This window comes from Nonomuraea sp. NEAU-A123, assembly GCF_018603905.1.
Taxonomy (GTDB): domain Bacteria; phylum Actinomycetota; class Actinomycetes; order Streptosporangiales; family Streptosporangiaceae; genus Nonomuraea.
Map to the genome: position 1 here is coordinate 88,023 of NZ_JAHFZZ010000019.1, position 14,320 is coordinate 102,342.

Below are 14,320 nucleotides of genomic sequence, written 5' to 3' on the forward strand. Positions count from 1 at the left end.
GGCTAGCTCCCGCTCCCCCGCAGGCCGAGGGTCCTGTCGGTCCAGGACCCGGTCGAGCTGGAGAACACGGTCTGGGAGCCGACCGCGAGCACGGCGCCCGGCACGGCGGTCACCGCCGACAGAAGGCCCCCGGCCTCGGTCGCGGGCGGCGTCTCGAGCCGCCAGGCGGTGCCGTTCCAGCGCATCACCAGCGGCGCGGGCGTGGTCGCTCCCGCCGAGGTGTATCCGACGGCCCACACCTGGTCTGGCGCGGTCGCGGTGACGCTGTACAGGAAGGTGTTGCCGGTGCCGCCGAGCGCGGGCAGCGGCGTCTCGGTCCAGGACGTTCCGTCGTAGTGGAACGCGGCGGGCGTGCGGTAGTCACGGTAGCCGGTGGCCCACACGTCGGCCGGGGAGATCGCCTTGACGCTGAGCAGCGACCCCCCGGCCCCGCCCACCGGGTCGGGCACGGTCACCTGCGCCCAGGCCGAGCCGTTCCAGTGCAGCGCGAACGGGTGGTAGACCTGCCCCGAGCCCCTGTCGCGCCAGTTGCCGACGGCCCACACGTCCGTGGGCGAGGTGCCGGAGACGCTGGTGACGGAGTTCAGGTAGCCGCCGGGGGCGGGGGCGTCCACCTCGGTCCAGGAGGAGCCGTTCCAGTGGGCCGTGTACGGGACGCCGCGCGCGGTCGGGGTGAGTGACTCGTAGTACCAGCCGACGGCCCAGGCGTCGGTGGCGGAGAGCATGTCGACGCCGGTCACCTTCGGGGTGTTGGCCGGTTTGGGCAGGTCGACGATGCTCCAGGCGGTGCCGTTCCAGCGCCAGGCCGCCGCCTTCTTCGGCCCGTCACCGCCGCCGTTGGTGCCGTGGGCGGTCTCGATCGAGCCGACCGCCCAGGCGCTCGTGGCGGAGACGCCGTCCACGCCATAGAGCTGGTTGTAGAGCTGGGAGCCGTTCGGGCTGGTGACGCGGGACCAGGAGGTCCCGTTCCAGCGCTCGATCAGCGTCCGCTCGGCGCCCAGACCGAAGTCGTAGGCGGTGCCCACGGCCCAGGCGTTGTTCGCGGCCGTCGCGGAGACCGCGTTCAGCCTGCTCAGGTCACCTCCCGGGGTGGGAGTGACGGTCCACGTGGTCGCGGAGGAGGGAACCGCGGCCAGGACGACCAGCGAGACCGCGGCGGCGCAGATGGTGAATGTTCGGCTGACGAGTGCCATTTCGGGACTCCTTCGTCAAGGGGATGGCTCTTTACCCCATGACGAATTCCGGCCCCGCCCAGGACCGATGGTGTCCGGATGCGGACATCACCAGCCGATGTGGTTCTTGCCGGAGACGAGCGAGCGGGCGATGACCAGCCGCTGGACGTCGTTGGTCCCCTCGCCGATGGCCATCAGCGGCGCGTCCCGGTAGAGCCGCTCGACGACGAACTCCTGCGAATAGCCATAACCACCGTGAATGCGCATCGACTCCAGCGAGGCCTTCAACGCCACCTCGGAGGCGAAGTATTTGGCCATCCCCGCCTCCATGTCGACCCGCTTCCCGCTGTCGGCCTGCGAGGCCGCCCAGTAGGTCAGCAGCCTGGCCGCCTGGATCTCGGTCGCCATGTCGGCCAGTTTGAGCTGTACGGCCTGGAAGTCGGCGATGGGCTGACCGAAGGCGTTCCGCTCACGGGCGTAGCCGATCGCGGCGTCGTAGGCGGCCTGGGCGACGCCGACCGCGCGGGCGGCGATGTTGATCCGCCCGATCTCCAGCCCGCCGAGCACCTGCTGCATGCCGCGCCCCTCGACCCCGCCGAGCAGCGCGTCCACGGGTACGCGTACGCCGTCGAGCACGACCTCGCACGTCTCGGTCCCCTTGTAGCCGAGCTTGGGCAGATCCCGGCTGACCCCGAACCCCTCGGCCGCCGGATCGACGAGCAACACCGACATCCCCTTGTGCGCGGGCTCGGTGACGGACGTCTTCACCAGTACGGGCAGCGGGTCGGCATGGCGGGCGTTGGTGATCCACGTCTTGGTGCCGGTCACCACATAGTGGTCCCCATCACGGACCGCCCGGGTCTGAATCCCCTGCAGATCCGTCCCGGCTCCGGGCTCGGTGAGCGCGATCCCGGTACGGCGGGCCCCGGTGGCCAGGTCGGCGAGAAAGCGCGACTTCTGCTCCTCGGTCCCGTGCCGAGCGATCATCCAGCAGGCCAGCGAATGAGACCCGATGGTCCCGGCGACCCCCATCCACCCCCGGGCGATCTCCTCGAAGACCAGGGCGAACGACACCATGTCCGCCCCGAGCCCGCCATACTCCTCGGGCACCGTCAGCCCGAAGAGCCCCATCGCCTTCATCTTGTCCACGATCTCGGTGGGGTAGCGCCCGGAGTGCTCCCACTCGATGGCGACGGGCATGATCTCTTTGTCGACGAACGCCCGCAGGGTCTCCCGGAAGGCCCTCTGCTCATCGCTCAGCTCGAAATCCACCGGCTCCTCCTCAGAAAAACCACGGCCGGGGCCAAGAATACGCGCGTCGAAAACCCCGGCCCCGCCCACCGGAGGAGCGTCCCCCTGGACAGACCTCAGCCCTGTAGGGCGGGTGGGGCCCACCGGGCTGGCCGTACAGAAAAGCGCTTGTCGTTAAAGACGCCGACCACGGAAAGGTCCGTCGCCGGAAACGCCGATCAGCGGCCGACGGCAGAAGAGGTCTGTCGCCGGCCGCTGATCAAACGGTCTGTCGGCAGGGGCGGTCAGCGGCTGGCTTCGGAGATCGGTGTGGGGAGCACCGGGGAGAGTTTGGAGACGACGGCGACGATGCGGGCGGCGCGTTCGAGTTCGGCGCGGTGGAAATGCGGCCCCTCCGCGCGTGCCACGACCACGTGCAGCCCATGGGTGGCCACCGGCAGCAGCATCAGCCGCAGATCGTCGGCCGCCCGCGTGGCGGCCCTGAGCGGCGGCGGTTCGGACAGCGCGAACGCCGTCGGCGCGGCCACGCTGGCATGGCGGACGACGTCACCCGCCAGCGCCAGCGACCACTCCGCGCCGCAGAGCCCCGGCAGCGCGTCCACCAGTGTCGCGATCCCCCGCGACGGCTCCGACGCGACGTGCATCAGCAGGTCGTAGTCGGGCGCCGAGCCCGGCATGTCCTTGGTCGGCCAGGCGCCCTCGACGCGTACGCCCGGCACGGCGGAGAGCCGGTCGCGCACCTCGTCCGCGGTCGCCGTCCCCGGCCAGGACACCGTGAAGTCGTCCACCGCCCGGCCCGTCTCCCGTTCCAGCACGGTGACCTGCAGAATGTCGGCGCCCAACGCGCCAAGCGCCCGCGCGACCTGGCCCAGGCCCCCGGGCCGGTCCGGCAGCGACACCCTCACTCTGAGCAGCATGACCCGCCCCCTTTCAAGAGGCTCTCACAGTGCCCGCGGAAGGTTTCCAGCATGTTCCACGTATATGTCATGCATGCTGCGGTTATATCCAAGGATGGACCGCTAACCCGGCATTGACGATAAAGGTTCGCCCAGCGCCACCTGCGGCTTTCCGCAGGCGGCGCCCAAGAGCGTGGAGATCACGCGAACACGTCCTGCTGGTAACGGCCCTGCTCCTCCAGAGTGGCCAGCCATCCCGCTCCGTCCGCGCCGGTCTTGTCCCGGTGGATCGCGAGCAACGCCCGCCGCACCGCGGGCGCCATGCGCAGCCCGTCGCCGCAGACGTACACGTGCGCGCCCGCCTCCAGCAGCTCCCACACCTCCTCCGCCCGCGCGGCGACCGCGTCCTGTACGAACCGGTACGGATGCCCGGGCACCGCCGAGTAGGCCATGGTCACGTGCACCCCGTCAGCCGCCGCCCAGTCCTCCACCTCGGCCCGGTAGAGCCAGTCGTGCGCGGGATGGCGGCACCCGGCGAACACCTCGGCCCGCCCGGTGGCCCCGGTCAGCGCCCGCTCCTCCAGGAATCCCCGCAGCGGCGCGAACCCGGTGCCCGGACCGACGAGGACCACCGGCGTGGCGGGGTCCTCGGGCAGCCGGAACGGCGGCGCGGGCACCCGGATGTAGCCGTAGAAGGTCTCTCCGGGAGCCAGCCCGGCCAGGTAGGCCGAGCACATCCCGCGGTACTCGCCGCTGCCCGACCAGGCGGGCCCCTCCACCAGCCCGACGGTGATCCTGACCAGCCCGGGGTCGGCCAGCGGCGAGGAGGAGACGGAGTAGTAGCGCGGCCTGATCGGCCCGGCCATCTCCAGGAAGACCGGCAGCGGCAGCTCGATCGCCGGGAAGCGGTCGAGCAGCGCCAGGGGCGAGACCCGCTTGGCCAGGATCTCGTCGGCGTAGCCGGCGGTCAGCGCGTCGAGCTGGCCCCGCGTCCACGGGCACGAGGTGTGCGCGGCCAGGGCCTCCAGGTCCGATCTGGTGGCCACCTCCTGAAGCTCGGCGAACTCGGTCAGCAGCAGCCCGGCCGTCACCGGCGTGTCCACGGGCAGGTGCGTGGCCCCGCTGGTGCGCAGCCGTACCACCTGCTCGCGGGGGACGCGCAGGCAGCGCAGCGCCCACTCCACCAGCTCCGGGTCGTTCTTGGCGAAGGCGGCCACGTGGTCGCCCGCCGAGTAGGTCACGTCCTCGGGCAGCCTGGCCACGATCGACCGGACGCCGGGACGCGGCGCCTCCAGCGAGAAGTCCCACAGCCCGGCCGGGTCGCCGGTCAGCTCCTCGTTGGACACCACGGTCAGCGGGAAGGCCCGCGCGGAGACGACCGAGGGCCGCACCTCCGCCTCGCTGAGCACCTCCATCTGGTAGCGCGGCCCGGCGTCGGCGGCCGACGCGCTGTACTCCTCCGCCGTCGCCGCCCACAGCTTGGCGGTCCACGCCGACACGTCACCGTCGAAGTCGCCGTCGGCGTCGGCCTCGCCCCGCTCGATCAGGGGTACGGCACCGGCCGCCGTCAGCTTGGCGAAGGCGCGGCGGGGGAAGTCCTGGTACGTGGGCCACTGGGTGTTGCCGCAGCCCAGCAGCGCCAGCCGGACACCCGACAGGTCGGGCAGCTCCTCCAGCGCGTCGAAGCGCTGGGCGTTGTCCGGCGCCTTGCCGTTGTAGGAGGAGGCGACCACGAGGAGCAGCCCGTCGCTGGGCGGGTCGAGCTCGTCGAGGGTGGTCAGCGTGGTCGCGAAGCCGGCCCGTCCGGCGCGCTCGGCCAGCCGCTCGGCGATGTCGGCGCAGGTGCCCAGGTTGGAGCCGTAGGCGACGGTGAGCGCGACGCCGGTGACGGCGATGTCCTGCTGCTCGGCCGCCTCGACCGGCTGCTCGAGCACGGCGGCGCGCTCGTGGGGCCGGCGCTCGCGGACCCGGACGGTGAACCCGTCGGGCTTCAGGGTGAGCGTCTGCTTGATCTTCATCTTGTAGACGGCGGGGTCGGAGACGGCGAAGCGGCGCAGGATCATCGCCAACGCCAGCCTGGCCTCGGTGAGCGCGAACTGGCGGCCGATGCAGGCCCGCTCGCCGTTGCCGAACGGCTTGTAGGCGGCGGGGTGGTGGTGGCGCTTGTTCTCGGGCAGCCAGCGGTCGATGTCGAACTCGTCGGGGCGCTCCCACGCCTTCGGGTTGCGGTGCAGCGACGGCAGCAGGATGACGACCGGGGTCCCCGCCGGCACCTCGTACTCGCCTCCCAGGGTGGTGTCCTCGATGGCGTTCACGCTGATGGCCGGGATCGGGGACCAGGAGCGCAGTGTCTCCTCCAGGATCCGGGAGATCACGTCCAGCTTCATGACCGTCTCGTAAGTCGGCGGCTCGTCGCCCGGCAGCAGCCGGTCGACCTCGTCGTAGGCCAGCGCGAGGGTGTGGGGGTCGCGCAGCAGGTTGTACAGCGCGAAGGAGAGCAGGCCGCTGGTGGTCTCGTGCCCGGCGATCAGGAAGGTGAGGACCTGGTTGCGGATGTTCTCGTCGGACAGCCGGGCGCCGGTCTGCGGGTCGGAGGCCTCCAGCATCAGGCCGAGCAGGTCCTTCGTGGCCGTGCCGCCCTCCGCGCGGCGCCGCCTGATCACGTCGTCGACCAGCTCGCGCATCAGCTCGATGTCGGCCCGGTAGCCGACCTCCTGCTTGCGCCTGAGCTTGGTGACGACGGGGAGCTGCTGGTTGCGCAGCATCGCCTCGGTCAGCGCGCCGCCCATCGCGGTCAGGAACGGGTGCAGCTCCGGCGAGTCGAAGGAGTCGAAGTGGTAGCCGAAGCCGGTCAGCGAGATCGTGTCGAGGGTGAGCCGGGTCATGTCGTCGGCCACCGGCAGATCCTGCCCCGGCCGTCCCGCCCAGGACGCGACGAGCTGCTCGGCGACCTCCAGCATCTGCGGGTAGTACGCCTTCATCGACCGCTGGCTGAAGGCCGGCATCAGGATCCGGTGCGCGTGGCCCCAGACGGGCTCGTCCGGCCGGGCCGTGAACAGCCCGTCACCCGCGAAGTCGCGGACGATCGACAGGGGCGGGTTGATCTCCTTGCGGAAGCGCGTCTCGTCGCACGCCTCGGCCACCAGGTCCGGATCGTGGATCACCACGATCCGGCGGCCGACCAGGTCGAGCTGGTAGATGCCCTCCGGATGCGCCCGCGCGACCTGCTCGAAGTAGGCGATGGGCGAATGCGAGGGCACCTGGAGCGCGTTGCCGAAGACCGGTATCCCTCGGGGGGCGGGGATCTCTCTCATTGAGTACTCCCATCAAGTAGCCATACACCGTATGGCTGACGCTACCATACGGCGTATGGCAGTGAGCGCGCGCAGGGGTACCCCGCTGACCCCCGAAGAGATCTACCGCACGGCGTTGCGCCTGGTGGACGAGGGCGGCGTGGAAGGGCTGTCCATGCGCAAGCTGGCCGCCGAGCTGGACGTCAATCCCATGTCGCTGTACCACCACGTGGCGAGCAAGACGGCGCTGATCTCGCAGATCTGCGCCACGCAGGGGCTCCGCGTGGAGCTGCCAGGAGAGGATCTCCCCTGGCCGGAACGGGTACGCATGCTGGCGCACGCCTACCGCGGGCTGTCGCGCGACCACCCGAACATGTGGCGCTACGTCCACACGCATCCGGAGGTCATCGCCAGCCGGACAGGCGGGCTGTGGGACGTGCTGTTCTCGATCCTGGTGACGGCGAGGGTGCCGGAGAGCGAGCTGCGGCGGACGGCGGACGTGCTGTACGGGTTCGTGACCGGCCTGGTCTTCGCCGAGTCGGCCGGGCATATCGGGCAGGGCCAGGACCCCGAGGAGGCCGACCGGACCTTCGAGACGGCGATCGACCTCATCATCCGCGGCCTGGGCGGCTGACCAGCGGCATCGTCCGCCCACCGGGGGCCATACCACCGTGATAGGGGTCGTTTGCCATCTATGCCAATCCCTAGCAACCGCTAGCTTGACAAGCACCCCCACAAAGGAGTGCACATGCGGAGTAAGCGCTGGCCTCTCTTAGGCGCCACCATCGTGGCAGCCTGCCTGGCCACCACCCCCCTGACCCCCGCCGCGGCGGCATCCCCCAATCCCGTCCCCTCGGGGTCGACCCCGCCGTCCGTGATCGACTCCCTGGAACGTGACCTCGGCCTGTCCGAGCAGCAGGTCATCACGCGCCTGGCGAACGAGCGGCACGCGGCCGCCACCGAAGCCGCCCTGACCTCCTCGCTCGGCGCCGCCTTCGGCGGAGCCTGGCTGAACGGCGACGCCTCCAAGCTCCTGGTCGCCACCACCGACCCCGCCACCACCGCCGCCATCGAGGCGAAGGGCGCCCAACCCGTACTCGTCCAGCGGGCGCTGGCCCAGCTCACCGCGGTCAAGGACCAGATCGACCGGGCGTCGGACCAGGCCAAGGCCGGCGCGTCGCTGTGGTACGTCGACGTGACCACCAACAGCGTCGTCATCGTCGCCGGCCAGCAGGCGGCCGGTGACGCACTCGCCACCGCCGCCGGCGTCGACCGGAACGCGGTCCGCGTGACCGTCTCCGGCGAGCAGCCGCAGACCCTCATCAACATCATCGGCGGCGCCCCCTACTACATCGGCTCCGCCCGGTGCAGTGTCGGCTTCGCCATCACCCGCGGCACCACCCCCGGTTTCGTCTCCGCCGGGCACTGCCGGGTCGCCGCCACGACCACCAACCCGACGGGCACCTTCCAGGGCTACTCGTTCCCGGGCAACGACTACTCCTGGGTCGCGGCCCCCGGTAACACCGCCACGCCGTACGTACGCGGCTCCGGCGGCGCGAACGTCACCGTCCGCGGCTCCACCGTGGCCGGCGTCGGCTCCTCCATCTGCCGCTCCGGTTCGACCACCGGCTGGCACTGCGGGACCGTTCAGCAGCTCAACGCCACCGTGAGGTACTCCCAGGGCACCGTCACCGGCCTCACCCGCACGAACGTGTGCGCCGAGCCCGGCGACTCGGGCGGCCCGTTCATCTCCGGCAGCCAGGCCCAGGGCGTCACCTCTGGCGGCTCCGGCAACTGCACCAGCGGCGGGACGACCTACTTCCAGCCGGTCAACGAGATCCTCAGCGTGTACGGACTGACCCTCCGTACGGGCTGACGACGGCTCTCCTCGCGTGCCCGGCGCCCCTCTGCGCCGGGCACGCTTTCCGTGTGTCATGCCTCGCACTCGCCCGCACCATGAAAAGTTATGTCTAATCGTCTATTGACATAACTTATGGCGACAACCAGTATTTTGGCATGTCAGGACGCGAGCTTCTCCTCCACGTGCGGATCCGCAAGGCGCTGGAAGATCGCATCCGTGGTGGCCAGTGGGGGCCCGGGACCCGGATCCCCACGGAGGTCGAGCTCTGCGAGGAGTTCGAGGTCTCGCGCATCACGGTGCAGCGGGCCCTGCGGGACCTCGCCGACGCCGGGCTCATCGTCCGGTTCCGGCGGCGCGGCAGCTTCGTCGCCCAGGCCATCGGCCAGCACAACCTCCTGCGCTTCACCGGCCTGCTGATCCAGGGCCCGGAGACGCACGGGGATCATCAGGTCATCTCCGCTCAGGTGCTCCCCGCCCAGGGAGCGCGCCTGCGGCTGCCCGGTGTCCCGGACGCGGAGGCCGTCATCCAGATGGAGCGCCACAAGCTGGGCGCGGACGGTCACGTGCTCAACACCGAGCTGCACGTGCTGCCCTTCCGGCTGGCCCCCGACCTGCTCGACCAGCCGCTGGAGCCCCTCACCACCCACGCCTACCTGCGTGACCGCGGTGTCGAGCTGGTGCGGGCCCGCATGTACGTGGAGCCGTACGTGCTCGACGACACCCAGGCGGCGCTGTTCGGCCTCGCACCGGGTACGCCCGTCTTCCGTTGGCTGCGCGAGACCTGGACCCGTAAGGGAGACATCGCCGAGCTCCTCGAAATGATCGTTCCGGCCGGTGCCGAGCGCTTCTACGTGGAGACCGACCTGAGCGGGTCCACCGACCACAGCTGACCGTTCCCCGCCCCCGACGACTTGGGGCTTCGCCATGCCCAGGATCGGACTCCTCATGACCTCTGTCGCCGTCATCGGCACCAGGCTGCCCGGCCTGCGCCCCGCCCCAATGACACGCAGCTCCCTGGCCGTCGTCGGCCTGGCCGGGGCTCTCGGCCTCACCGCCTGTGGCGCCCCCGTCCCGTCCGCCGCCCCCGGCACCCTGGTCGTGGCCGGCTATGGCGGCTCGTACGAGGAGGCGTTCAAGCAGTCGGTGATCCCCGACTTCGAGAAGACCTGCGGGTGCGAGGTCTCCTACATCGCCGGCAGCTCCACCGACACGGTGGCCAAGCTCAAGGCCCAGCAGAACGCCCCGCAGATCGACGTCGCGCTGATCGACGACGGCGTGCAGAACCAGGCCGTACAGGCCGGCCTGCTGGCCAAGCTGGACCTGAAGACCGTGACGAACCTGCCGAACGTCATCGACATCGCCCGGCTGCCGGACGACGTGGGCGTGGGCTTCTCGCTGAACGCCACCGGCATCGCCTACAACACCGACTACTTCAAGAAGAACGGCCTGGCGGCGCCGAAGCGGCTGGCCGACCTGGCCGACCCCAAGCTCAAGGGCAAGCTCGTCATGCCGTCCATCACGCAGACGTACGGCCTGGGCGCGCTGCTGATCGCCGCCAAGGTCGGCGGCGGCTCGGAATCGGCGATCGACCCGGGCTTCGCGGGGGTGAAGAAGGTGGCGGCCAACGCCGTGACCTTCGACACCACCGCCGACGTGTCCAACTACTTCCTCCAGGGGCAGGCCGTGGCCACCGTGTGGGGCAACTCGCGGGTGCAGCTCCTGGCCAAGAAGGGCTTCCCCATCGCGTTCGTCTACCCGGAGGAGGGCGCGCTGCCGCTGATCGCCACGGTCAACGTGGTGAACAAGGCGCCGCACGCCGGCCTCGGGCAGAAGTTCGTCAACACGCTGCTGGACCCGGCGGCGCAGAAGCTGATGGCCGAGGTCAACTTCAACGGCCCGACCGTCAAGGGCGTCACGCTCGATCCCGCGCTCGCCGAGCGCGTGGTCGGTCAGGAACACGCCGGTGAGCTGCGCAAGCTCGACTGGCCGACGATCAACAAGAACCGTTCGGCGTGGACCGACCGCTGGAACAAGGAGATCGAGACCTCGTGACCATTTCCCGTTCACACGGGCTGCTCGCGGCGCTGGCACTGACCGCGCTGGCGGCCTGCGCCCCGCCCACCGCCACGTCCGCCGGAGCGGGCAAGCTCGTGGTGGCCGGGTACGGCGGCTCGTACCAGGAGGCCTTCGAGCAGGCCGTCATGCCCGGCTTCGAGAAGACCTGCGGGTGCGAGGTCACCTACATCGCGGGCAGCTCCACCGACACGGTGGCCAAGCTCAAGGCGCAGAAGGACGCCCCACAGATCGACGTCGCGCTGATCGACGACGGACCGCAGGCCCAGGCGGTGCAGGCCGGGCTGCTGGCCAAGCTGGACCCCGCGGCCGTCACCCGGCTGCCCAAGGTGGAGAAGGTGGCCCGGCTGCCGCAGGACGTGGGCGTCGGGTTCGCGATGACCGCCACCGGGCTGGCCTACAACAGCGAGTGGTACGCGAAGAACGGGCTGCCCGCCCCGAAGCGGCTGTCCGACCTGGCCGACCCCAAGCTCAAGGGCAAGGTCGTCCTGCCGTCGATCAGCAACACCTACGGCGTGGGCGCGCTGATGCTCGCCGCCCGCGAAGGGGACGGCTCGGTCGAGGCGGGCTTCGCCGGGGTGAAGAAGGTGGCGGCCAACGCCTTCACCTTCGACACCACCGCCGACGTGTCCAACTACTTCCTGCAGGGGCAGGCCGTCGCCACGGTGTGGGGCGGCTCGCGCGTGGAGACGCTGGCCGACAAGAACTTCCCGATCACGTTCGTGTACCCGGAGAAGGGCGCGATCCCCCTGCTGGCCACCGCGAACGTGGTGAACAAGGCACCGCACGCCGAGCTGGCGCAGAAGTTCGTCAACGCCCTGCTGGAGCCGGGCATCCAGCGGAAGCTGGCGGCCGAGGGCTACGACGGGCCGACCGTCTCCGACGCCACGCTCGACCCCGCGCTGGCCGCGCGGGTGGTCGGCTCGAAGCAGGCGGCCGAGATGACCCCGCTGGACTGGGCCACCGTCAACGGCGAGCGCGCCGCCTGGACCGATCGATGGACGAAGGAGGTCGAGCAGTCATGAGCACGAGCACCACCGAAGCCCCCGCCGGGACGGCCGTGCGGCGGGGACGACTGCGCCTGGACGGCGTGCGCAAGTCTTTGGGCGGCAAGGAGGTCGTCTCCGCGGTCGACCTGGAGACCGAGCCGGGCGAGTTCCTCACCCTGCTCGGGCCCTCGGGCTGCGGCAAGACCACCACCCTGAACATGGTCGCCGGGCACCTGACCGCCGACGGCGGCGTGATCGAGGTGGACGGCCGCGACATCACCGGCACGCCGCCGCACCGCCGTTCGATGGGCATGGTCTTCCAGTCGTACGCGCTGTTCCCGCACATGACCATCGCCGACAACGTCGCGTTCGGACTGCGCATGCGCAAGGTCGCGGCGGCCGAGCGCAGACGGCAGGTCGACGAGGTGATCGAGATGGTGGGCCTCGGCGGGATGGCCGGGCGTCACCCGCGGCAGTTGTCCGGCGGGCAGCAGCAGCGCGCCGCGCTGGCCAGGGCCCTGGTCATCCAGCCCGATCTGCTGCTGCTCGACGAGCCCTTCTCCAACCTGGACGCCCAGCTACGGGTGCGGCTGCGCGAGGAGGTCGTCGCGCTCCAGCGGCGCATCGGGACCACGACCATCCTGGTCACCCACGACCAGGAGGAGGCGCTGGCCGTCTCCGACCGGATCGCGGTCATGGCCGACGGCGTCATCCACCAGCTCGACCGGCCGAGCGAGATCTACCTGCGGCCCGGCACCGACTTCGTGGCCCAGTTCATCGGCGAGGTCAACGCGCTGGACGGCACGGCCGCCGGGCCCGCCGCCGACGGTTACGCCTGCCGGGTGGCGGGCGTAACCGTTGCCGCCACACCGGTCGGCGAGCCGCCGGCCGAAGGCGCTGACGTGCGCGTTTACGTACGTCCGGAGGTCGTACGCGTTGGTGCGGGCGGGAACGGCCTGACCGGCAGCGTCCGGGAGACCCGCTTTCTCGGCTCCCGGATCCGGTGCGTGGTCACCACCCAGGCGGGCACGGTGACGGCGGCTCTGCCGTTCGACGCCGAGGTACCCGAGGTCGGGGCGGAGGTGACCTGCGCATGGCGGCCGTCGGACGCGTCGCTGACGGCGCGCTGAGCCGCTCCCGCTGGCGTACGGGCCTGCTGCTCGCGCTGCCGGCGATCGCGATCTTCGCCCTGCTGTTCATCGCGCCGCTGTTCACCCTGGTGGCCAACAGCTTCAGGACGCAGACGGGCGCCTTCACACTCGGCAACTACGAACGTTTCCTCGGCGACCCGTTCTACCGGGGCGTCCTGTGGAACACGCTCAAGGTCGCCGCCATGACCACGATCGGCTGCCTGCTCATCGGCTACCCGTTCGCGCTCTACCTGCGCGGCCGCTCGCCGCGGGTGCGTAACTGGCTGGCGCTGCTGCTGCTGTCGCCGCTGCTGATCAGCATGGTCATCCGCGCGTACGGCTGGCTGGTGGTGCTCGGCCCGAACGGGCCGGTGGCCTCGGTCCTGAAATGGATCGGGATCACCCCACCGCAACTGCTCTACAACGACACCGCCGTGCTCATCGGCATGGTGCACGTGATGCTGGCCTACATGGTGCTGCCGCTGATGGGCAGCCTCGACCGGATCGACCCGACGCTGGTGCCCGCGGCCAAGGGGCTCGGGGCGCCCGCCTGGACCTGCTTCTGGCGGATCACGCTGCCGCTGTCGGCGCCCGGCATGCTGGCCGGAGCCATGATCGTGTTCAGCCTGACCGCCTCCAGCTTCGTCACCCCGGCGATCCTCGGCGGGCCCAAGGTCAAGCTCATGCCGTACTTCGTCTACACGCAGGCCACGACCACGCTCGACTGGCCGTACGCGGCGGCGATCGGGTTCGTGCTGGTGGTCGTGACGACCGGGCTGCTGCTCGGCTACGCGCGGCTGCTGCGCAGGGGCAACGGGGATGTGGTGTTCGGATGACGCGGCTGCTCGGCCGGGTGTTCGCGGCTCTCGTCGGGTTGTTCCTGGTGGCGCCGGTGCTGGTCACCGTGGCCTCCTCGCTCACCACGACCAGGTACGTGACCTTCCCGCCGCAGGGAATCACCCTGCACTGGTACGCGGAAGTCTTCCGGAAGGAGGAGTTCCTGTCCTCCTTCGCGCTCAGCGCCGGCGTGGCCCTGGCCGCGGCCGCGGTGTCGGCCGTGGTGGGGCTGGCCTGCGGGCTGGCCATCCACCGGCACCGCTTCCCCGGCCGGGGCGCCCTCGAGGCGGTGCTGTCCGGCGCGTTCGCGGTGCCCACGATCGTGCTCGGCATCGGGCTGCTGCAGTGGTTCGCGCAGATGGGGCTGGCCTCCAGCGCGTTCACCCTGCTGCTCGCCCACCTGGTGCTCACGGTCCCCTACACGGTGCGGCTCGTGCTCGCCGGGCTGGCGGGCCTGGACCGTTCGGCCGAGAAGGCCGCCGCCGGGCTCGGCGCGGCGCCGTTCCTGGTGTTCTGGCACGTAACGCTGCCGGCCGTACGAGGGCCGCTGATCGGAGGCGCGTTCTTCGCCTTCATCACCTCCTTCGACGACCTCACCGTGGCGCTGTTCGTGGTCACCACCGACCTGCAGACGCTGCCCGTCCGGATCTTCAACTACATGCAGTACGACTACGACCCCACGGTCACCGCCATCGGCACGCTGATGGTGCTGTTCGCCGCGGTAGCGGTCGTCGTGATCGAACGCTTCGTCGGCGTGGCCCGGCTGTTCGGCGCCGACGCCGAACAGCACCGCTGAGCCGTCCCCAACCGAGAGGAGT

General features: G+C 70.7%; 12 protein-coding genes. 8 read left to right on the forward strand and 4 right to left on the reverse strand.

The genetic code is table 11. From position 1 onward, the window contains the following. Positions 1 to 2: 2 nt before the first annotated feature. The 4 genes from KLK06_RS42865 to KLK06_RS42880 all read right to left on the reverse strand — a co-directional run bounded on the left by KLK06_RS42865 (position 3) and on the right by KLK06_RS42880 (position 6,633). Positions 3 to 1,193, reverse strand: coding sequence for a hypothetical protein (locus tag KLK06_RS42865; RefSeq protein ID WP_214641459.1), 1,191 nt, complete (start codon positions 1,191 to 1,193; stop codon positions 3 to 5). A gap of 87 nt (positions 1,194 to 1,280) precedes the next feature. Further along, complete coding sequence (locus KLK06_RS42870) at positions 1,281 to 2,444, reverse strand: acyl-CoA dehydrogenase family protein (protein WP_214641460.1); 1,164 nt, start codon at positions 2,442 to 2,444, stop codon at positions 1,281 to 1,283. A 263-nt stretch (positions 2,445 to 2,707) separates the two neighbouring features. Continuing rightward, positions 2,708 to 3,340: an ACT domain-containing protein gene (locus KLK06_RS42875; RefSeq protein WP_214641461.1), complete on the reverse strand. Its 633-nt coding sequence runs from the start codon at positions 3,338 to 3,340 to the stop codon at positions 2,708 to 2,710. Positions 3,341 to 3,519: 179 nt separating this feature from the next. Then, the gene (locus KLK06_RS42880; protein ID WP_214641462.1) at positions 3,520 to 6,633 is read right to left on the reverse strand and encodes a bifunctional cytochrome P450/NADPH--P450 reductase; all 3,114 of its coding nucleotides are present in this window, start codon (positions 6,631 to 6,633) and stop codon (positions 3,520 to 3,522) included. 55 nt (positions 6,634 to 6,688) lie between these two features. Between KLK06_RS42880 and KLK06_RS42885 the strand changes: the two genes are divergently transcribed. From KLK06_RS42885 to KLK06_RS42920, 8 genes are all read left to right on the forward strand, one after another. After that, positions 6,689 to 7,246 carry a TetR/AcrR family transcriptional regulator gene (locus KLK06_RS42885; protein ID WP_214641463.1) on the forward strand — a complete coding sequence of 186 codons (558 nt, stop codon included), beginning with the start codon at positions 6,689 to 6,691 and terminating at the stop codon, positions 7,244 to 7,246. Positions 7,247 to 7,360: 114 nt separating this feature from the next. Next, positions 7,361 to 8,488, forward strand: a complete 1,128-nt coding sequence (locus KLK06_RS42890; protein WP_250906880.1) for a S1 family peptidase — start codon at positions 7,361 to 7,363, stop codon at positions 8,486 to 8,488. A gap of 140 nt (positions 8,489 to 8,628) precedes the next feature. Then, positions 8,629 to 9,363, forward strand: coding sequence for a GntR family transcriptional regulator (locus KLK06_RS42895; RefSeq protein ID WP_214641464.1), 735 nt, complete (start codon positions 8,629 to 8,631; stop codon positions 9,361 to 9,363). A gap of 55 nt (positions 9,364 to 9,418) precedes the next feature. Further along, entirely contained in the window at positions 9,419 to 10,525 is a 1,107-nt protein-coding gene (locus KLK06_RS42900; RefSeq protein WP_214641465.1) for an ABC transporter substrate-binding protein, read from the forward strand. Beyond that, a complete protein-coding gene (locus KLK06_RS42905) occupies positions 10,522 to 11,571 on the forward strand; it encodes an ABC transporter substrate-binding protein (RefSeq protein WP_214641466.1) in 1,050 nt (349 codons plus the stop codon). The genes KLK06_RS42900 and KLK06_RS42905 overlap by 4 nt, the downstream gene beginning before the upstream one ends. Then, positions 11,568 to 12,665, forward strand: a complete 1,098-nt coding sequence (locus tag KLK06_RS42910; protein ID WP_214641467.1) for an ABC transporter ATP-binding protein — start codon at positions 11,568 to 11,570, stop codon at positions 12,663 to 12,665. Before KLK06_RS42905 ends, KLK06_RS42910 begins: the two co-directional genes overlap by 4 nt. Then, positions 12,629 to 13,501, forward strand: a complete 873-nt coding sequence (locus KLK06_RS42915) for an ABC transporter permease (RefSeq protein ID WP_214641468.1) — start codon at positions 12,629 to 12,631, stop codon at positions 13,499 to 13,501. Before KLK06_RS42910 ends, KLK06_RS42915 begins: the two co-directional genes overlap by 37 nt. Then, complete coding sequence (locus tag KLK06_RS42920; RefSeq protein WP_214641469.1) at positions 13,498 to 14,298, forward strand: ABC transporter permease; 801 nt, start codon at positions 13,498 to 13,500, stop codon at positions 14,296 to 14,298. Before KLK06_RS42915 ends, KLK06_RS42920 begins: the two co-directional genes overlap by 4 nt. The last annotated feature ends 22 nt before the right edge of the window (positions 14,299 to 14,320 follow it).

What these genes read in the sequence shown, in the direction of transcription:
- KLK06_RS42865 (WP_214641459.1), bottom strand. Translation starts at nt 1,193, where the DNA reads ATGGCACTCGTCAGCCGAACATTCACCATCTGCGCCGCCGCGGTCTCG.
- KLK06_RS42875 (WP_214641461.1), bottom strand. Translation starts at nt 3,340, where the DNA reads ATGCTGCTCAGAGTGAGGGTGTCGCTGCCGGACCGGCCCGGGGGCCTG.
- KLK06_RS42880 (WP_214641462.1), bottom strand. Translation starts at nt 6,633, where the DNA reads ATGAGAGAGATCCCCGCCCCCCGAGGGATACCGGTCTTCGGCAACGCG.
- KLK06_RS42885 (WP_214641463.1), top strand. Translation starts at nt 6,689, where the DNA reads ATGGCAGTGAGCGCGCGCAGGGGTACCCCGCTGACCCCCGAAGAGATC.
- KLK06_RS42890 (WP_250906880.1), top strand. Translation starts at nt 7,361, where the DNA reads ATGCGGAGTAAGCGCTGGCCTCTCTTAGGCGCCACCATCGTGGCAGCC.
- KLK06_RS42895 (WP_214641464.1), top strand. Translation starts at nt 8,629, where the DNA reads ATGTCAGGACGCGAGCTTCTCCTCCACGTGCGGATCCGCAAGGCGCTG.
- KLK06_RS42900 (WP_214641465.1), top strand. Translation starts at nt 9,419, where the DNA reads ATGACCTCTGTCGCCGTCATCGGCACCAGGCTGCCCGGCCTGCGCCCC.
- KLK06_RS42910 (WP_214641467.1), top strand. Translation starts at nt 11,568, where the DNA reads ATGAGCACGAGCACCACCGAAGCCCCCGCCGGGACGGCCGTGCGGCGG.
- KLK06_RS42915 (WP_214641468.1), top strand. Translation starts at nt 12,629, where the DNA reads ATGGCGGCCGTCGGACGCGTCGCTGACGGCGCGCTGAGCCGCTCCCGC.
- KLK06_RS42920 (WP_214641469.1), top strand. Translation starts at nt 13,498, where the DNA reads ATGACGCGGCTGCTCGGCCGGGTGTTCGCGGCTCTCGTCGGGTTGTTC.